19 protein-coding genes are annotated in these 22,684 nt (G+C 70.1%); 9 read left to right on the top strand and 10 right to left on the bottom strand.

The window, feature by feature from the left end:
* Nucleotides 1-70: 70 nt before the first annotated feature.
* Nucleotides 71-1,330: an MFS transporter gene (locus tag ACWGSR_RS03540; protein WP_453563265.1), complete on the top strand. Its 1,260-nt coding sequence runs from the start codon at nucleotides 71-73 to the stop codon at nucleotides 1,328-1,330.
* A gap of 89 nt (nucleotides 1,331-1,419) precedes the next feature.
* Here the strand turns inward: ACWGSR_RS03540 and ACWGSR_RS03545 are convergent, their stop codons facing one another.
* The gene (locus ACWGSR_RS03545; RefSeq protein ID WP_376230937.1) at nucleotides 1,420-2,886 is read right to left on the bottom strand and encodes a CCA tRNA nucleotidyltransferase; all 1,467 of its coding nucleotides are present in this window, start codon (nucleotides 2,884-2,886) and stop codon (nucleotides 1,420-1,422) included.
* 226 nt (nucleotides 2,887-3,112) lie between these two features.
* On the opposite strand from ACWGSR_RS03545, the gene ACWGSR_RS03550 reads away from it, so the two are divergent.
* The 7 genes from ACWGSR_RS03550 to trxA all read left to right on the top strand — a co-directional run bounded on the left by ACWGSR_RS03550 (nucleotide 3,113) and on the right by trxA (nucleotide 12,810).
* A complete protein-coding gene (locus ACWGSR_RS03550) occupies nucleotides 3,113-5,539 on the top strand; it encodes a DUF6049 family protein (RefSeq protein ID WP_453563268.1) in 2,427 nt (808 codons plus the stop codon).
* 45 nt (nucleotides 5,540-5,584) lie between these two features.
* Nucleotides 5,585-7,837: a murein biosynthesis integral membrane protein MurJ gene (murJ, locus tag ACWGSR_RS03555; protein ID WP_453563269.1), complete on the top strand. Its 2,253-nt coding sequence runs from the start codon at nucleotides 5,585-5,587 to the stop codon at nucleotides 7,835-7,837.
* A 117-nt stretch (nucleotides 7,838-7,954) separates the two neighbouring features.
* Nucleotides 7,955-9,649 (top strand): protein kinase family protein, encoded by a 1,695-nt coding sequence (locus tag ACWGSR_RS03560; protein ID WP_453563270.1) that lies wholly within the window; start codon nucleotides 7,955-7,957, stop codon nucleotides 9,647-9,649.
* Nucleotides 9,646-10,380: an RNA polymerase sigma factor SigM gene (gene sigM, locus ACWGSR_RS03565; RefSeq protein ID WP_453563640.1), complete on the top strand. Its 735-nt coding sequence runs from the start codon at nucleotides 9,646-9,648 to the stop codon at nucleotides 10,378-10,380. Before ACWGSR_RS03560 ends, sigM begins: the two co-directional genes overlap by 4 nt.
* Entirely contained in the window at nucleotides 10,377-11,309 is a 933-nt protein-coding gene (locus ACWGSR_RS03570) for a hypothetical protein (RefSeq protein ID WP_453563272.1), read from the top strand. Before sigM ends, ACWGSR_RS03570 begins: the two co-directional genes overlap by 4 nt.
* 139 nt (nucleotides 11,310-11,448) lie before the next feature.
* Nucleotides 11,449-12,432, top strand: a complete 984-nt coding sequence (trxB, locus tag ACWGSR_RS03575) for a thioredoxin-disulfide reductase (protein WP_453563274.1) — start codon at nucleotides 11,449-11,451, stop codon at nucleotides 12,430-12,432.
* 45 nt (nucleotides 12,433-12,477) lie between these two features.
* Nucleotides 12,478-12,810 carry a thioredoxin gene (trxA, locus tag ACWGSR_RS03580; RefSeq protein ID WP_376230930.1) on the top strand — a complete coding sequence of 111 codons (333 nt, stop codon included), beginning with the start codon at nucleotides 12,478-12,480 and terminating at the stop codon, nucleotides 12,808-12,810.
* A gap of 88 nt (nucleotides 12,811-12,898) precedes the next feature.
* On the opposite strand, the gene ACWGSR_RS03585 is transcribed toward trxA, so the two are convergent.
* The 9 genes from ACWGSR_RS03585 to rpmH form a co-directional block, all read right to left on the bottom strand.
* Nucleotides 12,899-13,516: a GNAT family N-acetyltransferase gene (locus ACWGSR_RS03585; protein WP_376230929.1), complete on the bottom strand. Its 618-nt coding sequence runs from the start codon at nucleotides 13,514-13,516 to the stop codon at nucleotides 12,899-12,901.
* A 168-nt stretch (nucleotides 13,517-13,684) separates the two neighbouring features.
* Nucleotides 13,685-14,665 (bottom strand): ParB/RepB/Spo0J family partition protein, encoded by a 981-nt coding sequence (locus tag ACWGSR_RS03590; RefSeq protein ID WP_453563276.1) that lies wholly within the window; start codon nucleotides 14,663-14,665, stop codon nucleotides 13,685-13,687.
* Nucleotides 14,662-15,756, bottom strand: coding sequence for a ParA family protein (locus tag ACWGSR_RS03595; RefSeq protein WP_453563642.1), 1,095 nt, complete (start codon nucleotides 15,754-15,756; stop codon nucleotides 14,662-14,664). The genes ACWGSR_RS03590 and ACWGSR_RS03595 overlap by 4 nt, the downstream gene beginning before the upstream one ends.
* Nucleotides 15,757-16,028: 272 nt before the next feature.
* Nucleotides 16,029-16,745: a 16S rRNA (guanine(527)-N(7))-methyltransferase RsmG gene (gene rsmG / locus ACWGSR_RS03600; protein WP_401548400.1), complete on the bottom strand. Its 717-nt coding sequence runs from the start codon at nucleotides 16,743-16,745 to the stop codon at nucleotides 16,029-16,031.
* 121 nt (nucleotides 16,746-16,866) lie between these two features.
* Nucleotides 16,867-17,379: a Jag family protein gene (locus ACWGSR_RS03605; protein WP_366373210.1), complete on the bottom strand. Its 513-nt coding sequence runs from the start codon at nucleotides 17,377-17,379 to the stop codon at nucleotides 16,867-16,869.
* Nucleotides 17,380-17,409: 30 nt separating this feature from the next.
* Nucleotides 17,410-18,741: a membrane protein insertase YidC gene (yidC, locus tag ACWGSR_RS03610; protein WP_453563279.1), complete on the bottom strand. Its 1,332-nt coding sequence runs from the start codon at nucleotides 18,739-18,741 to the stop codon at nucleotides 17,410-17,412.
* Nucleotides 18,742-18,744: 3 nt separating this feature from the next.
* A complete protein-coding gene (gene yidD / locus ACWGSR_RS03615; RefSeq protein WP_015034858.1) occupies nucleotides 18,745-19,071 on the bottom strand; it encodes a membrane protein insertion efficiency factor YidD in 327 nt (108 codons plus the stop codon).
* Nucleotides 19,068-19,439, bottom strand: a complete 372-nt coding sequence (gene rnpA, locus ACWGSR_RS03620) for a ribonuclease P protein component (RefSeq protein WP_376230925.1) — start codon at nucleotides 19,437-19,439, stop codon at nucleotides 19,068-19,070. Before rnpA ends, yidD begins: the two co-directional genes overlap by 4 nt.
* 21 nt (nucleotides 19,440-19,460) lie before the next feature.
* Nucleotides 19,461-19,598, bottom strand: coding sequence for a 50S ribosomal protein L34 (rpmH, locus tag ACWGSR_RS03625; RefSeq protein WP_007265229.1), 138 nt, complete (start codon nucleotides 19,596-19,598; stop codon nucleotides 19,461-19,463).
* Nucleotides 19,599-19,994: 396 nt separating this feature from the next.
* On the opposite strand from rpmH, the gene dnaA reads away from it, so the two are divergent.
* Nucleotides 19,995-21,767, top strand: coding sequence for a chromosomal replication initiator protein DnaA (gene dnaA, locus ACWGSR_RS03630; protein WP_453563281.1), 1,773 nt, complete (start codon nucleotides 19,995-19,997; stop codon nucleotides 21,765-21,767).
* The last annotated feature ends 917 nt before the right edge of the window (nucleotides 21,768-22,684 follow it).

Here is a 22,684-nt window from a genome sequence, read left to right on the forward strand (position 1 = left end):
CGCCGCACGCCTGACGATCGAGGGCCCCGGGCACTGCCCGGGGCCCTCCTCGTGTGTGAGTCTTGCTGCCATGTCCGTCGTACGTGATCTGCGCGTACTCCTGCGCCTGACGAACTTCCGGCGCCTGCTCGCCGTCCGGCTGCTCTCCCAGTGCGCCGACGGCGTCTACCAGGTGGCGCTGGCCACGTACGTCGTCTTCTCCCCCGAGAAACAGACCTCCCCCACGGCGATCGCCTCCGCCATGGCGGTGCTCCTGCTCCCGTACTCGCTCGTGGGGCCCTTCGCCGGTGTGCTCCTCGACCGCTGGCAACGCCGCCAGGTCTTCCTGTACGGGAACCTCCTGCGCGCCCTGCTCGCGTGCGGGACCGCGCTGCTCGTCCTCGCCTCCGTGCCCGACTGGCTCTTCTACGCCTCCGCGCTCTCCGTCACGGCCGTCAACCGCTTCGTCCTCGCGGGGCTCTCGGCCTCGCTCCCGCGCGTCGTCGACGACGAACGGCTGGTCGTGGCGAACTCGCTCTCCCCCACCGCCGGCACGCTCGCCGCGACCGTCGGAGGCGGCCTCGCCTTCGGCGTCCGCCTGCTCGCCGACGGCTCCGACGCCGCCGTGGTGGCCTTCGGCGCCGTCCTCTACCTCTGCGCGGCCCTCGCCTCCCTGCGGATGTCCCGGGAGCTCCTCGGGCCCGATCCGGACCTCGTGTCCCAGCGCCTCACCACGGCCCTGCGGTCGACGGCCCGCGGCCTGGCCGAGGGGCTGCGCCATCTCGCAGAACGGCGGCCCGCCCTCCGGGCGCTCACCGCGGTCGGCCTCATGCGGTTCTGCTACGGCGCCCTGCTCGTCACCGTGCTCATGCTCTGCCGCTACACCTGGAGCTCCACCGAGTCCGAGGGACTCGGCCTCCTCGGACTGGCCGTCGCCCTGTCGGGAGCGGGCTTCTTCGCCGCCGCGATCCTCTCCCCGTGGGCGGTCCGGCGGTTCGGACCCTTCGGCTGGATGACCGTGTGCACGGCGATGGCGGCCGTGCTCGAACCGGCACTCGGCCTGACCTTCGCCCCCGTGCCCTTCCTCGTCGCCGCCTTCCTGCTCGGACTCGTCACCCAGGGAGCCAAGATCGCCACGGACACGGTGGTGCAGACGTCCGTGGACGACGCCTACCGGGGCCGGGTCTTCTCGCTCTACGACGTACTCTTCAACGTCGCCTTCGTCGGCGCGGCGGGGGTCGCGGCCCTGATGCTGCCGTCCGACGGGCGTTCCGCCCCGCTGATCGTCCTGGTGGCCGTGATCTACGGATCGATCGCCGTGGCCCTGCACGGAGCACGCAAAGAGGGGTGATGTTTCACGTGAAACGCCACCCCTCGTCACGCTCCCGACGGGTGGGCCGGTGTTTCACGTGAAACACCGGCCCACCCGTCGGGATCCGTTCAACCCTGCGTCGCCCACCACTCCTTGAGCGCGGCGACGGCCCGGTCGTGTTCCATGGGGCCGTTCTCCAGCCGGAGCTCAAGGAGGAACTTGTACGCCTGCCCGATGGCCGGGCCGGGGCCGATGCCCAGGATCTCCTGGATCTGGTTGCCGTCGAGGTCGGGACGGATGGCGTCCAGCTCCTCCTGCTCCTGAAGCTGGGCGATGCGCTCCTCCAGGCCGTCGTAGGCGCGGGAGAGCGCTGCGGCCTTGCGCTTGTTGCGCGTGGTGCAGTCCGAGCGGGTCAGCTTGTGCAGGCGCGAGAGCAGCGGACCGGCGTCCCGCACATAGCGGCGCACGGCCGAGTCGGTCCACTCTCCGGTCCCGTAACCGTGGAAGCGGAGGTGCAGCTCCACGAGGCGCGAGACGTCCTTGATCATCTCGTTGGAGTACTTGAGCGCGGTCATGCGCTTCTTGGTCATCTTCGCGCCCACGACTTCGTGGTGGTGGAAGGAGACCCGCCCGTCCTTCTCGAAGCGACGGGTGCGCGGCTTGCCGATGTCGTGCAGCAGGGCCGCGATGCGCAGCACCAGGTCGGGGCCGTCCTCCTCCAGGTCGATCGCCTGGTCGAGCACGGTCAGCGAGTGCTCGTAGACGTCCTTGTGCCGGTGGTGCTCATCGCTCTCCAGCCGCAGCGACGGCAGCTCGGGCAGCACGTGCTCGGCGAGACCGGTGTCCACGAGAAGGCCGAGGCCCTTCCGCGGGTGCGCCGAGAGGAGGAGCTTGTTGAGCTCCTCGCGGATGCGCTCGGCGGAGACGATCTCGAGCCGGCCGGACATCTCCTTCATGGCCGTGACGACCTCGGGGGCGACCTCGAAGTCCAGCTGCGCGGCGAACCGCGCGGCCCGCATCATGCGCAGCGGGTCGTCGGAGAAGGACTCCTCCGGCGTGCCCGGCGTACGCAGCACCCGGGCGGCCAGGTCCTCAAGGCCGCCGTACGGGTCGATGAACTCCTTCGCGGGGAGCGCCACGGCCATGGCGTTGACGGTGAAGTCACGCCGGACGAGGTCCTCCTCGATCGAGTCGCCGTAGGAGACCTCGGGCTTGCGCGAGGTCCGGTCGTACGCCTCCGAGCGGTACGTGGTGACCTCGATCTGGAAGCGCTGAACGGTGTCCCCGACGCGGGCGTCCTTCTGGCAGCCGACCGTCCCGAAGGCGATGCCGACCTCCCACACGGCGTCGGCCCACGGGCGGACGATCTTCAGTACGTCCTCGGGGCGCGCGTCGGTGGTGAAGTCCAGGTCGTTGCCGAGCCGGCCGAGCAGGGCGTCCCGTACCGAGCCACCGACCAGCGCGAGGCTGAACCCGGCCTCCTCGAAGCGGCGGGCGAGGTCGTCGGCGGCGGGGGACACGCGCAGTAGTTCACTGACCGCGCGGCGTTGCACCTGGCTCAGTGCAGTCGGGGTGTCTTCGTTGGCGTTCGGCACAACAGAAAAGGGTACGTGCCCCGGCTCACCCCGACGTCCTCGTTTTCCGGGAGCGGGGCCGCCCCACTTCCCGGGTGCGGGACACCGGTCCGCGTGCGCCGGCGGCCGGTCGAAGATCGCCTGGAGCAGTCCCCGGCACTTGCTCCCAGCATGCCTCGTTACCATGCCTGGACACAGCAACCGGGAACCCCCGACACCACAGACAACGACGAGGACGGGCGAACGCGTGGCCGAGGCGGCAGACATCAAGGGGACCGCTCCCTCACCTGCCCGCCGATGGCTGCGGCGCACACTCACCGTCACCGTAGGAGCACCCCTTCTCGCCGGACTGCTCCAGGCTCCGGTCTCCGCCTCCCCCGCGGCAGTCGCCCCCTCCGCAGTCACAGCTTCCTCCGCAGTCACCGCTCCTTCGGCGATCACCGCCGAGGACGCCAACGGATCGAAGACCGTCGACGTGTCGATCGACACCCTGACGCCGAACACCCCCGTCGAGGGCGACACCGTCACCCTCAAGGGCACGGTCACCAACCGGGGCAAGAAGCCCGTCACCGACGCGTCCGTCGAACTGCGCGTCGGGCCCCTGATGACCAGCCGGAGCGAGATCGAGCAGGTGACGGGGCGCACGGGCTACCGGGACGACAGTGATCCCGCTCCCGTGCCGGACGCCCCCACCGCCAAGATCCCCAAGCTGGGCGCCGGTCTCAGTGCGGAGTTCTCCCTCTCCGTCCCGGTCGCCGACCTCGGACTCGACGGGGCGGGCGTCTACCAGCTCGGCGTCTCCCTCACCGGGCAGACCCCGGACCGCTCCTACCCCCGGGTGCTCGGCATCGAGCGGACCTTCCTGCCGTACCAGCCCGAGCCCACCGAGAAGAAGACCCAGATCACCTACCTCTGGCCGCTGATCGCCTCGGCCCACGTCTCGGCGGAGACGGCCACGGACGACCAGCAGACCCCGGTCTTCGAGGACGACGCCCTGGTAACCGAGCTGCGCCCGGGCGGGCGCCTCGACCAGATGGTGGCGCTGGGCAAGGACCTGCCGGTCACCTGGGTGATCGATCCCGATCTGCTGGCCACCGTCGACGCCATGGCGAACGGCTACCGCATCAAGGACGGCTCCCTGCACGTCCCCGGCACCCACAAGGAACTCGCCGGGCGGTGGCTGGACGCGCTGGAGAAGGCGGTGCAGGGGCACAAGGTCGTCGCCCTCCCCTTCGCCGACCCCGACCTCGCCTCCCTGGCCCACCGCGGCAAGGACGTCCCCGGCTCCCTGGGGCACCTCCAGTCGGCCACCGCCCTCGCCGGGATGACGGTCGAGACCGTCCTCCACGTGCAGCCCTCCACCGACTTCGCCTGGCCCGTCGAAGGGGCCGTCGACCCCGCCATCGTGGCGGTCGCGACCTCGGCCGGCGCCGACAAGGTGATCGCCCGCAGCGACAGCGTCCGCGACGAGCTCCCCTACACGCCCACGGCGGCCCGCCCCCTGGGCGACGGCAGCACCACGGCCGTGGTGAGCGACGCGCTCCTGTCCACCGCCTTCGAGGGCGACATGGTCCGCGCGGAGAACTCCACGCTCGCCGTCCAGGAGTTCCTCTCCCAGTCGCTCGCGATCACCCTGGAGCAGCCGGAGAAGCAGCGGAACGTCGTGGTCGCCCCCCAGCGGGTGCCGACCGTCGCCCAGGCGCAGACCATGGCGACCGCCCTGCGCGGCCTCTCCGGCCGGCGCTGGAGCCAGCCGAGCGACCTCGTCGCGGCGGCGACGGCCAAGCCCGATCCGGACGCCTCCACCGCGGTGCCCGCCGCCTCGCGGTACCCGAAGAAGCTGCGCGACCGTGAGCTGCCGGTCGAGGCCTTCCGTGACATGAAGACCACCCGGGACGAGCTGAACGACTTCAAGGTCGTCCTGACGTTCCCGGACCGCGTCGTGACCCCGTTCGGCAACGCGGTCAACCGCGAGATGTCGACGTCCTGGCGTGACCGGACCAGGGAGGCCGCGATCTACCGGGGCAACGTCCAGGGCTATCTGCAGCGGCTCACCAAGAGCATCCAGCTGGTCGACAAGTCGGACCTCACGCTCTCCGGCCGCAGCGCGACGATCCCCGTCACCGTCCAGAACAAGCTGCTGCAGGGCGTGGACCACCTGGTCCTCCGCCTCACCTCCAACAACAGGAACCGGCTGAAGATCAACGGCGAACGGATCGCCGAACTGCCCGTGAAGGTCGGCGCCGGACACAGCCAGTCGGTGAAGTTCGACGCCACGGCCGCCGTGAACGGCCAGGTGCCGGTGACGGCCCAGCTCTACACCGAGGACGGCACCCCGTACGGGAAGCCGATGTCGTTCACCGTGAAGGTCTCCGAGATCACCCCCACGGTGATGCTGGTGATCGCCGGAGGCGTCCTCCTCCTCGTCCTCGCCGGTGTGCGGATGTACACCCAGCGCAAGCGACTGGCGGCCCAGGCCGCGGAAGCCGAAGAGGCCGAGGCGACCGAAGAGACCGACGAGGCCGGGGAGTCGGAAGAGGCCGGGGCGGACGGGCCGGTCGCGGAGCCGGGGGAGCACGGCGCGGACGGACCCGAGCAGCCGAGTGACCCGACACCGGACACCGGGCCCGAAAGCGGCGACCCGTCGGCCACGGGTGAGAAAGTGGACCGTTGAGCGATGTCGTGGCCGGTCGGCCGGGGACGATGAGGTGGGGTAACCATGAACGCGCCGTACGACGGTGACCGCGGCCAGGGCGCGGGCGGCACCGCGCCGTCCGGTGGGACGCCCGCGGCACCCTCCGGTCCCGGCCACCCGCCGGCCCCTCAGCAGGGTGCCCCGGCACAGCACTCGCCCGGGCAGAACCCGTACGCGCAGGACCCCTACGCCCAGGATCCGTACGCCCAGGGCGCCTACCCCCAGGACCCCTACGTCCAGGACGCCTACGCCCACGATCCGTACCGGGCGCAGGACCTCTCCGCGCAGGACCCGGTGACCGAGGCGCTCTACGACCGTGCCGCGCACCCGCCGCCGCCCCCCGGCACCTACCAGGACCCCCAGGCGCTCTACCAGCAGCCGGCCGTGCCCCCGCACGCCCCCGATCCCCGGGTGTGGGCGCAGACCCCGGCGCCGGAGCCCGACGGCCCCTCGCGCCACCTTCCGTACGGCGACGACGCGCGCACGGTCCAGTTCACCGGCGTCGACGACCTGGTGACCCGGGCGAGCGAGGAGGCGCCCGAGCCGGACGCCTTCGCGCACCTCTACCGGGACCAGCAGGCGCCCGGCCAGGTGCCGCCGCCCACCCCGGAGCCGGACCCACTGCCCGCGCCCGCCCCCAAGAAGACCGGCCGTGCCTCCGGGCTGCTCAAGTCGAGCGCGGTGATGGCGGCCGGCACCCTGGTCTCCCGCCTCACCGGCTTCGTCCGCAGCCTGGTGATCACCGGCGCGCTCGGCGCCGCCCTGCTCGGCGACACCTTCACCATCGCCTACACCCTGCCGACGATGATCTACATCCTCACCGTCGGCGGCGGCCTCAACTCGGTCTTCGTCCCGCAGCTCGTCCGCTCGATGAAGAACGACGAGGACGGCGGCGAGGCCTTCGCCAACCGTCTGCTCACCCTGGTCATGGTGGCGCTCGCCGCGATCGTCGCCCTGGCCGTCTTCGCCGCGCCGCTGCTGATCCGGCTCATGTCGAACACCATCGCCGACGACGCGGCGGCCAACAGCGTGGCCGTCACCTTCGCCCGCTACTGCCTGCCCACGATCTTCTTCATGGGCGTGCACGTGGTGATGGGGCAGATCCTCAACGCCCGCGGCAAGTTCGGCGCGATGATGTGGACCCCGGTCCTCAACAACATCGTCATGATCGTCACCTTCGGCCTGTTCATCTGGGTCTACGGCACCTCCGCCGAGTCCCAGATGGGCGTGCAGACCATTCCGGACGAGGGCATCCGCCTGCTCGGCATCGGCACCCTGCTCGGCCTCGTCGTCCAGGCCCTGGCGATGATCCCGTACCTGCGCGAGACGGGCTTCCGCTTCCGGCCCCGCTTCGACTGGAAGGGCCACGGGCTCGGCAAGACCGTCAAGCTCGCCAAGTGGACCGTGCTCTTCGTCCTCGCCAACCAGGCGGGCGTCCTGGTCGTCACCCAGCTCGCCACCGCCGCGGGCGAGGAGTCCGGGAAGAACGGCGCGGGCTTCCTCGCCTACTCCAACGCCCAGCTGATCTGGGGCATGCCGCAGGCCATCATCACCGTCTCCGTGATGGCAGCGCTGCTGCCGCGCATCTCCCGCGCCGCCCACGACGACGACCCGGGCGCCGTCCGCGACGACATCTCGCAGGGCCTGCGGAACTCGGCCGTCGCGATCGTCCCGGTCTCCTTCGCGTTCCTGGCTCTCGGCGTCCCCATGTGCACCCTGCTCTACGCCTCCAGCGGCATCGAGGCCGCCCAGGGCATGGGCTTCATCCTGATGGCCTTCGGCCTCGGCCTGATCCCCTACTCCGTCCAGTACGTCGTGCTCCGCGGCTTCTACGCCTACGAGGACACCCGGACGCCCTTCTACAACACGGTCATCGTCGCCGCCGTCAACGCGGCCGCCTCGGCGGTCTGCTACGTCGTCCTGCCCGCCCAGTGGGCCGTCGTCGGCATGGCCGCCTCGTACGGCCTCGCCTACGCGGTCGGCGTCGGCGTCGCCTGGCGCCGCCTCCGCAACCGGCTGGGCGGCGACCTGGACGGCACCCACGTGCTGCGGACCTACGCCCGGCTCTGCATGGCCTCCGTGCCCGCCGCTATCGTCGCCGGTGCCGTCGGGTTCGGTCTCCTGAAGCTCCTGGGCGAGGGCGCGCTCGGCTCGCTCGTCGCCCTGGTCGCCGGCGGGGCCGTGCTCCTCGGAGTCTTCTTCGTCGCGGCCAAGCGCATGCGGATCACGGAACTGAACACCCTGGTCGGCATGGTCCGCGGCCGCCTGGGACGCTGAACCGGAGGTCCCGCACAACCATCGACGGGGACCGCGTGTCGTGCATAGCGTCCGACTGTGGGCACAATTGGCTTGGCTGTTGGATGTGGCGCAACGGATGGGGAGGCAGGAACGACGGTGGCGGAACGTAGCACGGCTGCCGTCGACGTGGCCGACAACAGCGGTGACGACCCGCTGGCCGCCAAGGCGGACAAGGCCGCGACCGACGGGGTGGCGGAAGAACAGAAAACGGCGGGGAAGACCGCCGAGGCCACGGACGACAAGGCGGTCGAACGACAGAGCGGTGAACAGCCCTCCCTCCCGGCTCCGGAACTGCACAGCGGCCACAAACTGGCCAGGCGCTACCGGCTGGAGGAGTGCGTCACTCGTCTGGACGGCTTCAGCAGCTGGCGGGCCGTCGACGAGAAGCTCCGGCGCGCCGTCGGAGTCCATCTGCTGCCCGCCGACCACCCCCGGGCACGTTCGGTCCTGGCCGCGGCCCGCTCCGCCGCCCTCCTGGGCGACCCCCGGTTCGTCCAGGTCCTCGACGCCGTCGAGGAGAACGACCTCGTGTACGTCGTGCACGAGTGGCTGCCCGACTCCGTCGAGCTGACCGCGCTGCTCGCGGCCGGCCCGCTGGAGGCCCACGACGCCTACCAGCTCGTCAGCCAGGTCTCCCAGGCCATGGCCGCCGCCCACCGGGAAGGCCTCTCCCACCTCCGGCTCACCCCGAGCGCGGTCCTGCGCAGCTCCACCGGCCAGTACCGGATCCGCGGGCTCGCCGTGAACGCCGCCCTGCGCGGCATCACGGCCGAACGTCCGCAGCGCACCGACACCGAGGCCATCGGCGCCCTGCTGTACGCGTCGCTCACCCAGCGCTGGCCGTACGAGAGCGACGCCCACGGCCTCTCCGGGCTCCCCAAGGGCGTCGGACTGCTGCCCCCCGACCAGGTCCGCGCCGGCGTCCACCGGGGCCTCTCCGAGATCGCCATGCGCGCCCTCGCCAACGACGGGGCCACCGCCTCGCGCCAGGAGCAGCCCTGCACCACGCCGGACGAGCTGGCCAGGGCCGTGTCCACGATGCCCCGCGTGAAGCCGCCGGAGCCGGAGTTCGCGGCCCCGCCCGAGTACCAGCGCACGACGTACCAGCAGGGCACGTACGGGCGTCCGCAGCCGCACCCGGCGGCCACCCAGACGGTCGTCGTCCCGCCGCCCCCGCTCCAGAGCCGCACCGGCAGGGCGCTGAAGTGGACCGTCTCGGCCCTGCTGATCGCCGCCCTGGGCCTGGGCAGCTGGCAGATCGCCGACCGGCTCCTCGGCCCGAAGGAGGCCACCCCCAAGACACCGGAAGCGCCCCCGACGGTCGTGACCGACGAGAAGCCGGTGCAGCCCAAGCCGATCTCCATCGAATCCGCGCACGACTTCGACCCGCTGGGCGGCGGTTCGGAGAAGCCTCAGGCCATACCGAAGGCCTACGACGGTGACCCCGGCACCTACTGGTACACCGACAGCTACTACTCCGCCCGCTTCGGGAACCTGAAGTCCGGCGTGGGCATCGTCCTCGACCTGGGCAAGGCCCAGAAGGTCAGCTCGGTCGACCTGTCGTTCCTGGGACACACCTCGGCGGAGCTGCGGACCGCACCCGCGGACGCGGTGTCGGCGCCGACCATGCCCGATCAGTTCACGACCCGGGCATCCACATCCGGTACCGACATGACGCTGAAGACCACCGGGCCCGTCACCACCCGCTACGTTCTGATCTGGCTCACCGAGCTGCCCGCCAACGACGGGGGCTTCCGCGGCAAGCTGACGGAAATCAAGATCCTGGGCTGACGACCGCACAGGGAGGGGGCTCACCGTTGGACGATCCGATAGACGAGGCCACCGACGACCGGGAGCTCCTGGCCCGTCACGTCGCCGGGGATCACGATGCCTTCGGTGAGCTCGTGCGGCGGCACCGTGACCGGCTGTGGGCGGTGGCCCTGCGGACCCTGGGGGACCGCGAGGAGGCCGCTGACGCCGTCCAGGACGCGCTCCTCTCGGCCTTCCGCGCCGCCCACACCTTCCGCGGCCAGTCGGCCGTCACGACCTGGCTCCACCGGATCACGGTGAACGCCTGCCTCGACCGGGCGCGCAAGACCGCCTCCCGCCGGACCTCGCCCGTCAACGACGACGACCGCTTCGAACAGCTCCTCGACCCCCACGAGTCCGCCGAGGCACCTGTGGAGCGCCGGGACCTCCACCGCGAGGTCCTGGCCGCGCTCGCCTCGATCCCCACCGACCAGCGGGCCGCCCTCGTCCTGGTCGACATGCAGGGATACCCGGTCGCGGAAGCGGCCCGTATCCTCGGCGTTCCCGCCGGAACCGTGAAGAGCCGCTGCGCACGGGGCCGGGCACGCCTCCTTCCCCTGGTCACTCATCTGCGTGCCGACACCGTGGGTAACGAGGCCGCCGAAGGGGGAAGGAACCGGACGCCGGGGACATCCGTCCCACCGGTGCCGGGGCCGACGGACACCGGACCGACTGATCCAGCTGCTGTGAAGGGCGGAGGTGGGCGCACGTGACTTCCACGGCCGACAGGGCTGACACCACACAGCACCCGGACGTCTCGGAGATCTCCGACCTGACCGAGGGGCTGCTCTCGCCGTCCCGTTCCGCGGCCGTGCGCCGGCACGTGGACGACTGTCCTCTCTGTGCGGACGTGCGGTCCTCCCTGGAGGAGATCCGGAGTCTGCTCGGCACCCTGCCCGGGCCGCCCCGGATGCCCGCCGAGATCGCGGGCCGGATCGACGCCGCCCTCGCCGCCGAGGCCCTCCTCGACGCCACCGCCCCGGACAACGACGGCGAGACCGCCGTTTCACGTGAAACATCGCACTCCTCCGTAGAGCCGTCCCCCTCCTCCTCTCCTGTCCCGGACCGTCCCGCCGGACGTCCCCGCGCGGCCACCGGCCCGGGGCGCCCCCGGCGGCACCGCCGCCGGATCGCCCTGCTCTCCACGGTCGGTGCCGCTTTCGGCGCCGTGATCTTCGGAACGAGCCTGTACCTCAGCCAGGCGGGCGACACGGCCGGCGACGGCGTGGCGAACGGTACGAGGAAGGCCGACGCCTCCGTCGAGGCCGCTGCCGCCCCCTTCTCCGGATCACCGGTCGAGAAGCGGGTCCAGGACCTCCTGGTCCCGGACAAGACGCTGAGAACCCCCCAGGGGGTCGGGCCCGAATCGATGTCCTCCGACACCGGGGCCACGTCCCCCCGGCGGAGCGGCGACAGTGCCGTCCCCGCCTGTGTCCTCGCCGGCACCGGCCGCACCGACACGGTCCTTGGCCACGAGCGGGGCGAGTACCAGGGGAAGGCCGCCTATCTGCTCGTCCTGCCTGACCCCACCGACACCACACGCGTCCAGGCCTATGTGGTCGACGCCTCCTGCGCCGACCGGGCGGAGAGCGGGGCCCCCGCCGCCGAGATCCTCCTCAGCAAGGCCTACCCCCGCTCCTGAACCCCTCTCTCCCGCCCCTGTCACGTGCCGCGCGGCGGTCTCGGGAATGCACGCCCCTTAGGATCCGTTGGGTGGGGTGAGCAACCGAGACAACCACCCCCGTAGGCAGTGGCAGTCTGCAGAGACGAGGAAGAAACCCGTGAGCGACGTCCGTAATGTGATCATCATCGGCTCGGGGCCCGCGGGATACACCGCTGCGCTCTACACGGCCCGAGCGTCGCTGAAGCCTCTGGTCTTCGAGGGTGCGGTCACCGCCGGTGGCGCCCTGATGAACACGACCGAGGTCGAGAACTTCCCCGGCTTCCGTGACGGCATCATGGGCCCGGACCTGATGGACAACATGCGGGCCCAGGCCGAGCGCTTCGGCGCCGAACTCGTCCCCGACGACGTCGTCGCCGTGGACCTGACCAGTGAGATCAAGACCGTCACCGACACCGCCGGCACCGTGCACCGCGCCAAGGCCGTCATCGTCACCACGGGCTCCCAGCACCGCAAGCTCGGCCTCCCCAACGAGGACACCCTCTCCGGCCGCGGCGTCTCCTGGTGCGCCACCTGCGACGGGTTCTTCTTCAAGGACCAGGACATCGCCGTCGTCGGCGGTGGCGACACCGCGATCGAGGAGGCCACCTTCCTCTCGCGCTTCGCCAAGTCCGTCACCATCGTCCACCGCCGCGACACCCTGCGCGCCTCGAAGGCCATGCAGGACCGCGCCTTCGCCGACCCGAAGATCTCCTTCGCCTGGGACAGCGAGGTCACCACGATCCACGGCGACCAGAAGCTCAGCGGCGTGACCCTGCGCGACACGAAGACCGGCGTGACCCGCGAGCTCCCGGTCACCGGCCTCTTCATCGCCGTGGGCCACGACCCGCGGACCGAGCTCTTCAAGGGCCAGCTGGACCTGGACGACGAGGGCTACCTCGAGGTCGCCGCCCCGTCGACGCGCACGAACCTCCCGGGTGTCTTCGGTGCCGGTGACGTCGTCGACCACACCTACCGCCAGGCCATCACGGCCGCCGGTACCGGCTGCTCCGCCGCGCTCGACGCCGAGCGCTTCCTGGCCGCCCTCGCCGACACCGAGAAGGTGGCCGAGCCCGAGAAGCTGGCCGAGACCCCCGTGGCCTGACCTCTGCCCATTCCCCCTACACCCCACGAGTTCAAGGAGGCCCCTATGGCCCTGGAGTCCGTGACCGACGCCAACTTCGAAGAGAAGGTCCTCAAGAGCGGCAAGCCCGTTCTGGTGGACTTCTGGGCCGAGTGGTGCGGCCCGTGCCGCCAGATCGCCCCTTCCCTTGAGGCGATCGCCGCCGAGCACGGTGAGATCGAGATCGTGAAGCTCAACATCGACCAGAACCCCGCCACGGCCGCCAAGTACGGCGTCATGTCCATCCCGACGCTGAACGTCTACCAGGGTGGCGAGGTCGTGAAGACCATCGTCGGCGCCAAGCCGAAGGCGGCCATCCTGCGCGACCTGGAGGGCTTCGTCGAGCCGACCAAGGCCTGACGCTCCTTCGCTGTTTCACGTGAAACACGCACACGGAACAGCAGCGGTCCGCTCCCTCACCGGGGCGGGCCGTTCTCGTATCCGGAACCTAGAGGGGCCGTAGGGCCGGTTCCTTCTGTACGGCTCCGAGCAGGCGGTCCAGGGCCATCTCGACGTCCTCCTTCCAGGAGAGCGTCGTCCTGAGATCCAGCCTCAGCCGGGGAAAGGCGTGGTGCGGCCGGACGGTCTTGAAGCCCACCGCGAGCAGATGATCGGCCGGCAGCACACAGGCCGGCTCCTTCCAGCGGGCGTCCCCGAACGCCTCGATCGCCTTGAAGCCCCGCCTCAGCACGTCCTTGGCCACGGTCTGCACCATCACGCGCCCCAACCCCTGGCCCTGATAACCCGGCATGATCCACGCCGTCATCAGCTGGACGGCGTCAGCCGCCACGGGACTCGTCGGAAAGGCCGTCGACCGCGGCACATAGGCCGGAGGAGCGTAGAGGACGTATCCGACCGGCACCTCGTCGACATAGACCACCCGACCGCAGGAGCCCCACTCCAGGAGCACGGCCGAGATCCAGGACTCCTTCTCCGGCTCCGCGCGTCCCGCCTTCACGGCGGCCTCACCGCTGACCGGGTCGAGCTCCCAGAAGACGCAGGAGCGACATCGTGTGGGGAGGTCCGGAAGGTTGTCCAGCGTGAGCGGTACGAGCCGACGCCCCACGGCTGTTCCTCACTTCCCTCGCCTTCGCGTACGCATGTGCCTCTCGGAATCGTATCGATCGGACGATTGGGAGGACACCGCCCACAGGCAAAGGGCGGGCCACGGCCCGGTGGAACCGGATCGTGGCCCGCCCTCGCGTGACCTCGGTGAAGCGGGTGCGCGAGGGGGTCAGCCCTTGGCGCCCTGTTCGACGCTCTTCTGGTCCAGGACCCGGCCCTCGCCCGGGGCCAGGGTCGAGAGGATCCGCTCCAGATCGTCCATGGAGGCGAACTCGACGACGATCTTGCCCTTCTTCTGCCCCAGGTCGACCTTCACCCGGGTCTCGAAGCGGTCCGAGAGCCGGGTGGCCAGGTCCGTGAGAGCGGGCGAGACGCGGGCACCGGCACGCGGCTTCTTCGGCTTGACCGCACCGGCGGACTCCTCGGAGCCCATGAGGCTCACGATCTCCTCGACGGAGCGCACCGAGAGGCCCTCGGAGACGATCCGGGCCGCCAGCTTGTCCTGGCTCTCCATGTCCTCCACACCGAGCAGGGCCCGTGCGTGGCCGGCGGAGAGCACCCCGGCGGCGACCCGGCGCTGCACCGGGGGAGAGAGGCGCAGCAGCCGCAGCGTGTTGGAGATCTGCGGGCGGGAGCGTCCGATCCGGTCCGCGAGCTGGTCATGAGTGCAGCCGAAGTCCTTGAGCAGCTGCTCGTAGGCGTGCGCCTCTTCGATCGCGTTCAGCTGCGCCCGGTGGAGGTTCTCCAGGAGCGCGTCCAGGAGCATCTTCTCGTCGTCGGTCTCCCGGACGATCGCCGGGATCCGCTCCAGACCCGCCGTCGTGGAGGCCCGCAGACGACGCTCACCCATGACGAGCTCATAGCGGTCGCCGTCGACCTTGCGGACGACCACGGGCTGGAGCAGACCGACCTCCTTGACGGAGGTGACCAGCTCCGCGAGGGCGTCCTCGTCGAAGATCTGTCGCGGCTGGTGCCGGTTGGGCACGATGGCGTCGATCGGGATCTCGGTGAAGTACGCCCCGGCGGGGGCCTTCGGCTCGGCCGTCTTCACTGCCTCGGCCCATGCCACCGCCGACTCGGGAGACGGAGCGCTCTGCGGGATCAGCGAACCGAGCCCACGCGGCCCCAATCCCCTACGTCGCTCACTCACTGAATTCCCTCCGACATGCTGCGCTGATGGTTCTGGTGCCCCACACGTGCGTGCTGGGCGTCATAGTTCACGGTGACGCCCCGAAGGGCGATCTCACGGGCCGCTTCGATGTACGACAGAGCACCGCTGGAGCCCGGATCGTACGTGATCACCGTCTGGCCGTAGCTCGGCGCCTCCGAGATGCGGACGGAACGGGGGATGCTGGTCCGCAGCACCTCCTCGCCGAAGTGGGTGCGCACCTCTTCGGCGACCTGGGAGGCGAGCCTCGTGCGGCCGTCGTACATGGTGAGCAGGATGGTCGAGACGTGGAGCGTGGGGTTCAGGTGCCCACGGACCAGGTCGACGTTCTTCAGGAGCTGCCCGAGGCCTTCCAGGGCGTAGTACTCGCACTGGATCGGGATCAGCACCTCGGCCCCCGCCACCAGGGCGTTGACCGAGAGGAGACCGAGCGAGGGCGGGCAGTCGATCAGGATGTAGTCCAGCGGCTGCTCATAGGCCTGGATCGCCCGCTGGAGACGGCTCTCACGCGCCACCAGCGACACCAGCTCGATCTCCGCACCGGCGAGATCGATGGTGGCGGGGGCGCAGAAGAGGCCTTCCACGTCCATGACGGGCTGCACCACTTCGGAGAGCGGCCGGCTGTCCACCAGGACGTCGTAGATCGAGGGGACGCTGGCGTGGTGGTCGATGCCGAGCGCCGTGGAGGCGTTGCCCTGTGGGTCCAGGTCGATGACCAGGACGCGGGCGCCGTGCAGGGCCAGGGACGCGGCGAGATTGACCGTCGTGGTCGTCTTGCCCACGCCACCCTTCTGGTTGGCGACCACCATGACGCGAGTCTGGGCCGGGCGGGGAAGCCCCTCACCGGCACGCCCCAGGGCCTCCACTGCCAGCTGGGCAGCACGACCGATGGGGGTGTCGTCCATGGGGGGCGGCGTTTCCATGGAGGGCGATGTTTCACGTGAAACATCGCCTCCCACCGATTCGGTTCGGGGGCCGGGGACCGGATCGGTCATCGGTCCCGCGATGTTGGCGTCGGACCGCAAGGATTCACTCTCCTCGACTTCGGGCTCGCAATGAGGAGAGCCTGCCATGCTTTCGGGGTCGCGAACCAGCGAGGTCGGGGGTTCTGTGGATGAATCCGCCTCTGTGGACATCTCCGTAACCCTCGCGGGTGGATTCACGCGGGGCCTACGGTCCCGGGGCGTGGCGGCTGCCCGACCACGGCTGATGATCCCCTGCAGCAGTGAGCGATGTTTCACGTGAAACACCATGCCCGTGCCATCCCGCCGGGACCGGCCGACACTCCGAAATCGGACGTATGCGACGCCCGGCGGTGTCAGCCGGCCCTGCCGTCGGGGTCCCGTCAGCGGCGTCGGCGGGTCTTGCTCGTACGGGCGGCCTTGGCCCGCTTGGCCGCGAACCGCACACCGCCGGGGCTCTCGCCGACCTCCACCCGGACGACCGTGGACATCGGATCGACGATCCCCTCGCCCACGTGCAGCACCGAGGTCTCCACCACGCCGAGCCGGGAGAGGGCGGCACGAGAACCGTCGATCTCCTCCTGCGCGGTGTCGCCCTTGAGCGCCAGCATCTCTCCGTACGGACGCAGCAGAGGAACGCCCCAGCCGGCCAGCCGGTCCAGCGGAGCCACCGCGCGCGCGGTCACCACGTGTACGGGCGTGATCTTGCCGAGCATCTCCTCCGCGCGCCCCCGGACCACGGTGACGTGGTCGAGACCGAGCAGCTCGACGACCTCCTGGAGGAAGTTCGTCCGGCGCAGCAGCGGTTCCAGGAGCGTGATCTTCAGGTCCGGCCGGACCAGGGCCAGCGGGATGCCGGGCAGACCGGCACCCGAGCCGACGTCGCAGACCGTGACGCCCTCGGGGACGACCTCCGAGAGGACGGCGCAGTTCAGCAGGTGGCGTTCCCAGAGCCTCGGGACCTCGCGCGGGCCGATCAGACCGCGCTTCACCCCCGCGTCCGCGAGGAGCTCGGCGTACCGCACGGCCTCCGGGAAGTACTCGCCGAAGACTGTCCGTGCCTGCTCCGGCGCCTCGGGGAGCTCCGCTGCCTCCGTCACGGGAACCGTCCTTCCGTACCGCACGCATGACGTGCGAGCGCACTGTGGTGGTGGCTGAACTATCGGGCTGACAAAGATCGGCCCCGCCTGTGAACAGACGGGGCCGAGACTACGTGAGGGGTCAGGCCGGGAGCACGACGACGAAGCGCTGCGGCTCCTCGCCCTCGGACTCGCTGCGCAGACCGGCGGCGGCGATCGCGTCGTGCACGACCTTGCGCTCGAACGGCGTCATCGGGTCGAGCTTGACCGGCTGGCCGCCGGCCTTCACCTCGGCCGCGGCCTTGGCGCCCAGCTCGGCGAGCTCGGTGCGCTTCTTGGCACGGAAGCCGGCGATGTCGAGCATCAGGCGGCTGCGGTCCCCGGTCTCCCGGTGCACGGCCAGGCGGGTCAGCTCCTGGAGCGCCTCCAGGACCTCGCCGTCGCGGCCCACCAGCTTCTGGAGGTCACGGCTGTGGGAGTCGCTGATGATCGAGACCGCCGCCCGGTCCGCCTCGACGTCCATGTCGATGTCGCCGTCGAGATCGGCGATGTCGAGCAGGCCTTCGAGGTAGTCGGCCGCGATCTCACCCTCCTGCTCCAGGCGGGTCAGGGTGTCGCCACCCTCGGCGGCGGCGGAGGTGGTGCCTTCCGTCACGGACGGGCTCCTTCTTGCGTCGGGGGAGGCTTACTTCTTGGAGGAGGGGTGCTTGGGCCGCTGCTGGCCCTTGCGCTGACCGGCCTTGCCCTGCTGGCGGGAGTTGCCGGAGTTGGCACGGCTCGGACGCGCGGGCTTGTCGCCCTGGGCCTCGTCCTTCGCGGCGGTGACGTCGGAGGCACCGGTCTTGGCCGGACCCTGGGGCTTCTTCTCCAGCGAGGGGGAGGCCTTCTCGGCGACGGGCTCGGAGACCTCGTCGATGTCCTTGGCCGTGGCCGGCTGGGCCGCGGCGGCCTGGCGCTGGGCCTTGGTCTGGCGCTTGGGCTGCTGGCGCTTGGCGGCGGCACCGCCCTCGGCCTCGGCCGCGATGGTGTCGCCCTTGATCACGGTGCCGTCGGCCTGGGCGGCGAAGCCCGCCTTGGCGAGGCCTCCGAAGAAGCGGCGCTCGTTCTCGTTGCGGTCGCTGCCCTTGGCGACGACGACCTTGACGACGCTCTTCCGGCGACGGCCGCGGACCTCGCCGTGGTGGGTGATGCTCTTGAGCAGGCGCTGGAGGTAGGCGTCCTGGGCCTTGCTGCCCGGCGTCGGGTTCTGGTTGATCACGTACATCTGCTGGCCCATGGTCCACACGTTGGTGGTCAGCCAGTAGACGAGGACGCCGACGGGGAAGTTGATGCCCATGACGGCGAAGATCACCGGGAAGATGTACATGAGCATCTTCTGCTGCTGCATGTACGGGGTCTTCACCGAGAGGTCGACGTTCTTCATCATCAGCTGGCGCTGGGTGAAGAACTGCGAGGCCGACATCATGATGATCATGATCGCGGTGACGATGCGGACGTCGGTCAGCGAGGCGTTGAGGGCCTCGACCTTCTCCGGGCTGTCCATGAACTTCGCCGCGATCGGGGCGCCGAAGATGTGGGCCTGCCGGGCGCTGTCGACCAGCGCCTGGTTCATGACGCCGATCTCCTTGCCCGACGCGATGTTGGACAGCACGTGGTAGAGGGCGAAGAAGAACGGCGACTGGGCCAGGATGGGAAGGCACGAGGAGAGCGGGTTGGTGCCCGTCTCCTTGTACAGCTTCATCATCTCTTCGGACTGACGCTGCTTGTCGCTCTTGTAGCGCTCCTGGATCGCCTTCATCTTCGGCTGGAGCGCCTGCATGTTCCGCGTCGACTTGATCTGCTTCACGAAGAGCGGGATCAGACAGATGCGGATCAGGACCACGAGGGACACGATGGACAGACCCCAGGCCCACCCGGTGTCGGGGCCGAAGATCGCTCCGTACACCTTGTGGAACTGGACGATGACCCAGGAAACGGGCCAGGTGATGAAGCTGAACAGACTGGCAATCGTGTCCACTAATCAGGCTCCTTGAGCATTGGGCGAGGTCTCTGCGGCCGGGCTCGTCTCGGCGGTGGACCCGCCCTTGTCGCCGCGCAACGCGTTCCTCAGCATTTCGTGCCAGCGGGGGCGCTTCCGCGGGGGGACGTGGTCCACACCGCCGGGCGACCACGGGTTGCACCGCAGGATGCGCCAGGCGGTCAGGGCCGTGCCCTTGATCGCGCCATGCCGGTCGATGGCCGTGAATCCGTAGTGGGAACACGACGGGTAGTACCGGCAGACGGGGCCCAGCAGGGGGCTGATCGTCCACTGGTACAGCTTGATGAGAGCCAGCAGCGGGTACTTCATCGCGTGCCCCCTCCCAGGAGCCGCCGAAGAGCGGCGTCCAGGTCTCGGGCCAGCTGTGCGTGATCGGCGTCGCCGGCTCCGGGCAACGCCCGTACCACCACCAGGCTACCGGGGGGCAGGGCGGAGAGGCGGTCGCGGACGAGGTGACGCAGACGACGCTTCACCTGGTTGCGTACGACCGCACCGCCCACGGCCTTGCTCACGACGAAACCCGCACGCGTCGGGGAAGCGCTCTCCCCAGGCGCGTGCGGGTCCGTTGCACCGCTGTGTAGGTGGACGACGAGGAGCGGGCGACCGGCCCGGCGCCCTCGGCGTACCGCGGTTGCGAAGTCCTCGCGCCGCCTCAGCCGATTCTCGGTAGGCAGCACGTCATGACCTGTTTAAGTGGATCAGGCGGACAGCGCCGAGCGACCCTTGGAACGGCGGTTCGCAAGGATGGCGCGGCCGGCGCGCGTACGCATCCGCAGGCGGAAGCCGTGGGTCTTGGCGCGACGACGGTTGTTCGGCTGGAAGGTGCGCTTGCTCACTCGGGGGCTCCAGAAATGATTCGGGTGGTGGCGGGACATCGCCTGGCTGTCACCGTGCGCCCACGAGTAGCTCGCAATACGCCCGAGTGCACCGCTTCGTGATCACGGAGAGTGATCTTTGCCCATCGGAGGCAGGCGGCAGCAGCCATCGACAACTCGACCTGGTTACGGTACGCGCGGCTACGCCATCCGGTCAAACCGACCTGTCGTCACCCCCCATTGTGCACAGGCTGTGGACAACAACTTGAACCACGTCAGTCCGCCCGACTACCGTGGGCGGACTCCACAATCTTTTCCGTTCTGTCCTCACCTGTCCTCAACGGACCGGTCTTCCGGACTTCGATCCACCGTCCCCGAGAACCACACCTTCGTGGGACCTGCGAGAAAGCGTGCCCTGTGGCTGACGTACCTGCCGATCTTGCCGCAGTGTGGCCGCGGGTCCTCGAACAGCTCCTCGCCGAGGGCCAGCAGGGGATCGAGCCCAAGGACAAGCAGTGGATCGAGCGCTGCCAGCCGCTCGCCCTGGTCGCCGACACAGCCCTCCTGGCCGTGCCCAACGAGTGGGGGAAGCGGGTCCTGGAGGGCCGGCTCGCCCCGCTGATCAGCGAGACCCTCAGCCGCGAGTGCGGCCGGCCGATCCGGATCGCGATCACCGTCGACGACTCCGTCGGCGAGCCGGCGCCGCCCGTGCCCACCGTGCCGCAGCCGCAGCCCCGCTACGACGAGCGCGACCGGTCCGACTCGTACGACAAGTACGACGGCTACGGGCACCGGCCCATGTCCGACGACGGGCTGCCGACCGCGCGCCCGGCCTACCCGGACTACCAGCAGCCGCAGCGGCCGGACCCCGGCTCCTGGCCGCGCACCCAGGAGGACCTCTCCTGGCAGCAGCCGCGGCTCGGCGGCTACCAGGAGCGCGCGCCGTACACCGGGCCCGAGCAGTCCCGGCAGACGCGCTACGACGAGCCCTCCCACGGCTACGAGCAGCAGCGGCCCGAGCGCGCCGAGCTGCCCGACCCGCCGGGCCACGCCGCGCGTCCCGGCCCCCGGCCGGGCGGCGGCCCCGTCCCCGGGGGCGTCCACGGCTCCTCGTCCTCCGGTTCCTCCGGGCAGGGCTCCGGCGCCCCCGGCGAGCAGCACGCGCGCCTGAACCCCCGGTACCTCTTCGACACCTTCGTGATCGGTTCCTCGAACCGGTTCGCGCACGCGGCCGCGGTCGCGGTGGCCGAGGCGCCGGCGAAGGCGTACAACCCCCTCTTCATCTACGGGGAGTCGGGGCTCGGCAAGACCCATCTGCTGCACGCGATCGGACACTACGCGCGGAGCCTCTACCCGGGCACGCGCGTGCGGTACGTGAGCTCCGAGGAGTTCACCAACGAGTTCATCAACTCGATCCGTGACGGCAAGGGCGACACCTTCCGCAAGCGCTACCGCGACGTGGACATCCTGCTCGTCGACGACATCCAGTTCCTGGCGAGCAAGGAGTCGACGCAGGAGGAGTTCTTCCACACCTTCAACACCCTCCACAACGCGAACAAGCAGATCGTGCTCTCCTCCGACCGGCCGCCCCGGCAGCTGGTGACCCTGGAGGACCGGCTCCGCAACCGCTTCGAGTGGGGCCTCACCACCGACGTGCAGCCGCCGGAGCTGGAGACGCGCATCGCGATCCTCCGCAAGAAGGCGGTGCAGGAGCAGCTCAACGCCCCGCCGGAGGTACTGGAGTTCATCGCCTCCCGGATCTCGCGGAACATCCGCGAGCTGGAGGGCGCGCTGATCCGGGTGACGGCCTTCGCGAGCCTCAACCGGCAGCCGGTGGACCTCGGGCTCACCGAGGTCGTCCTCAAGGACCTGATCCCCGGCGGCGAGGACAGCGCGCCGGAGATCACCGCTCCCGCGATCATGGCGGCCACCGCGGACTACTTCGGCCTGACGGTGGAGGACCTCTGCGGATCCTCCCGCAGCCGCGTCCTGGTGACGGCCCGCCAGATCGCCATGTACCTGTGCCGCGAGCTCACGGACCTGTCGCTGCCGAAGATCGGCGCGCAGTTCGGCGGCCGCGACCACACGACGGTGATGCACGCGGACCGGAAGATCCGCGCCCTGATGGCGGAGCGGCGCTCCATCTACAACCAGGTCACCGAGCTGACCAACCGCATCAAGAACGGCTGACACCCTCGACGGCGGCCGACACCGCCTCCGACCTCCGACGGGCGCCCCGGGACTCCTCCCGGGGCGCCCGTCGGCGTTTCCGGGGCCATTTCCGGGGGGGGTGTTCCCAGGAGGACGTTCCCCGGCGGCATCCCCGGAGGCATCCCGGGGGCGCGTTTCGGGGGCTCCGAGCGGGCGGGGCGGGCCGGTCGGGGGGCGGGCACGGGCCGGTCACAGGCTGGGGACGGGCCGACGGCAGGTCGGCGGCGAGGCGGAGCTGTTCGATTGCGGCGTTCCGCTGGCGGGTTCTCCACAGATTGCGGGATGATCACCCGTCCACAGGGTGGGGACTGCGAAGTTATCCGGATTTTGTCCACAGGGCTGCCTGGTGACAGGGCATCGCCCCAGATCAGGTCCCTGGGGAATTGTTGGCAAACGTTATCCACAGACTGTGGACAGAACCTTCGTCCACAGGAGGCCTCGAAGGTTGTCCACTGGCTGCCCACAGGGAGTGGTCGGTTGCCCACAGCTTCTCCACAGCGCTGTCCACTGTTCGGCAACGAAACACCCGTCCTCACCTCGTCGAGTGAAAGCCGTCACACCAAGGGAGACGATTGGGCTGTGGGGAACCTGGGTAAAGCTGGGGACAGCGCTGGGGAGAACTCCCTGTGTCCTGTGTATGGGGTGTGCAGAACTTTCGGGTGTCCACAGAGACCCCTGGTTTTCCACCGGTTCCACCCACAGGCGCAGTGGATAAAAAACTGGGTCTGACCTGCGTGGACGGGGTTATCCACGGTTTCCACAGGCCCTACTACTACTCCCACCTAGAGTTAGCTCGGAATCCGCTTTGAAGCGGGGCCTGTGCACAACTCGGCGCCGGAGCTCCGACCGCCCCTCGTCCCGACTTGACCCCGAGCAGCACCGAGTGTCGGCGGCGT

The organism is Streptomyces sp. NPDC055632 (genome assembly GCF_053618675.1).

Excerpts from the sequence above, each read along its gene's own strand:
- trxA (WP_376230930.1), top strand. The coding sequence starts at position 12,478 with ATGGCCCTGGAGTCCGTGACCGACGCCAACTTCGAAGAGAAGGTCCTC.
- ACWGSR_RS03540 (WP_453563265.1), top strand. The coding sequence starts at position 71 with ATGTCCGTCGTACGTGATCTGCGCGTACTCCTGCGCCTGACGAACTTC.
- murJ (WP_453563269.1), top strand. The coding sequence starts at position 5,585 with ATGAACGCGCCGTACGACGGTGACCGCGGCCAGGGCGCGGGCGGCACC.
- ACWGSR_RS03595 (WP_453563642.1), bottom strand. The coding sequence starts at position 15,756 with ATGGCAGGCTCTCCTCATTGCGAGCCCGAAGTCGAGGAGAGTGAATCC.
- yidD (WP_015034858.1), bottom strand. The coding sequence starts at position 19,071 with ATGAAGTACCCGCTGCTGGCTCTCATCAAGCTGTACCAGTGGACGATC.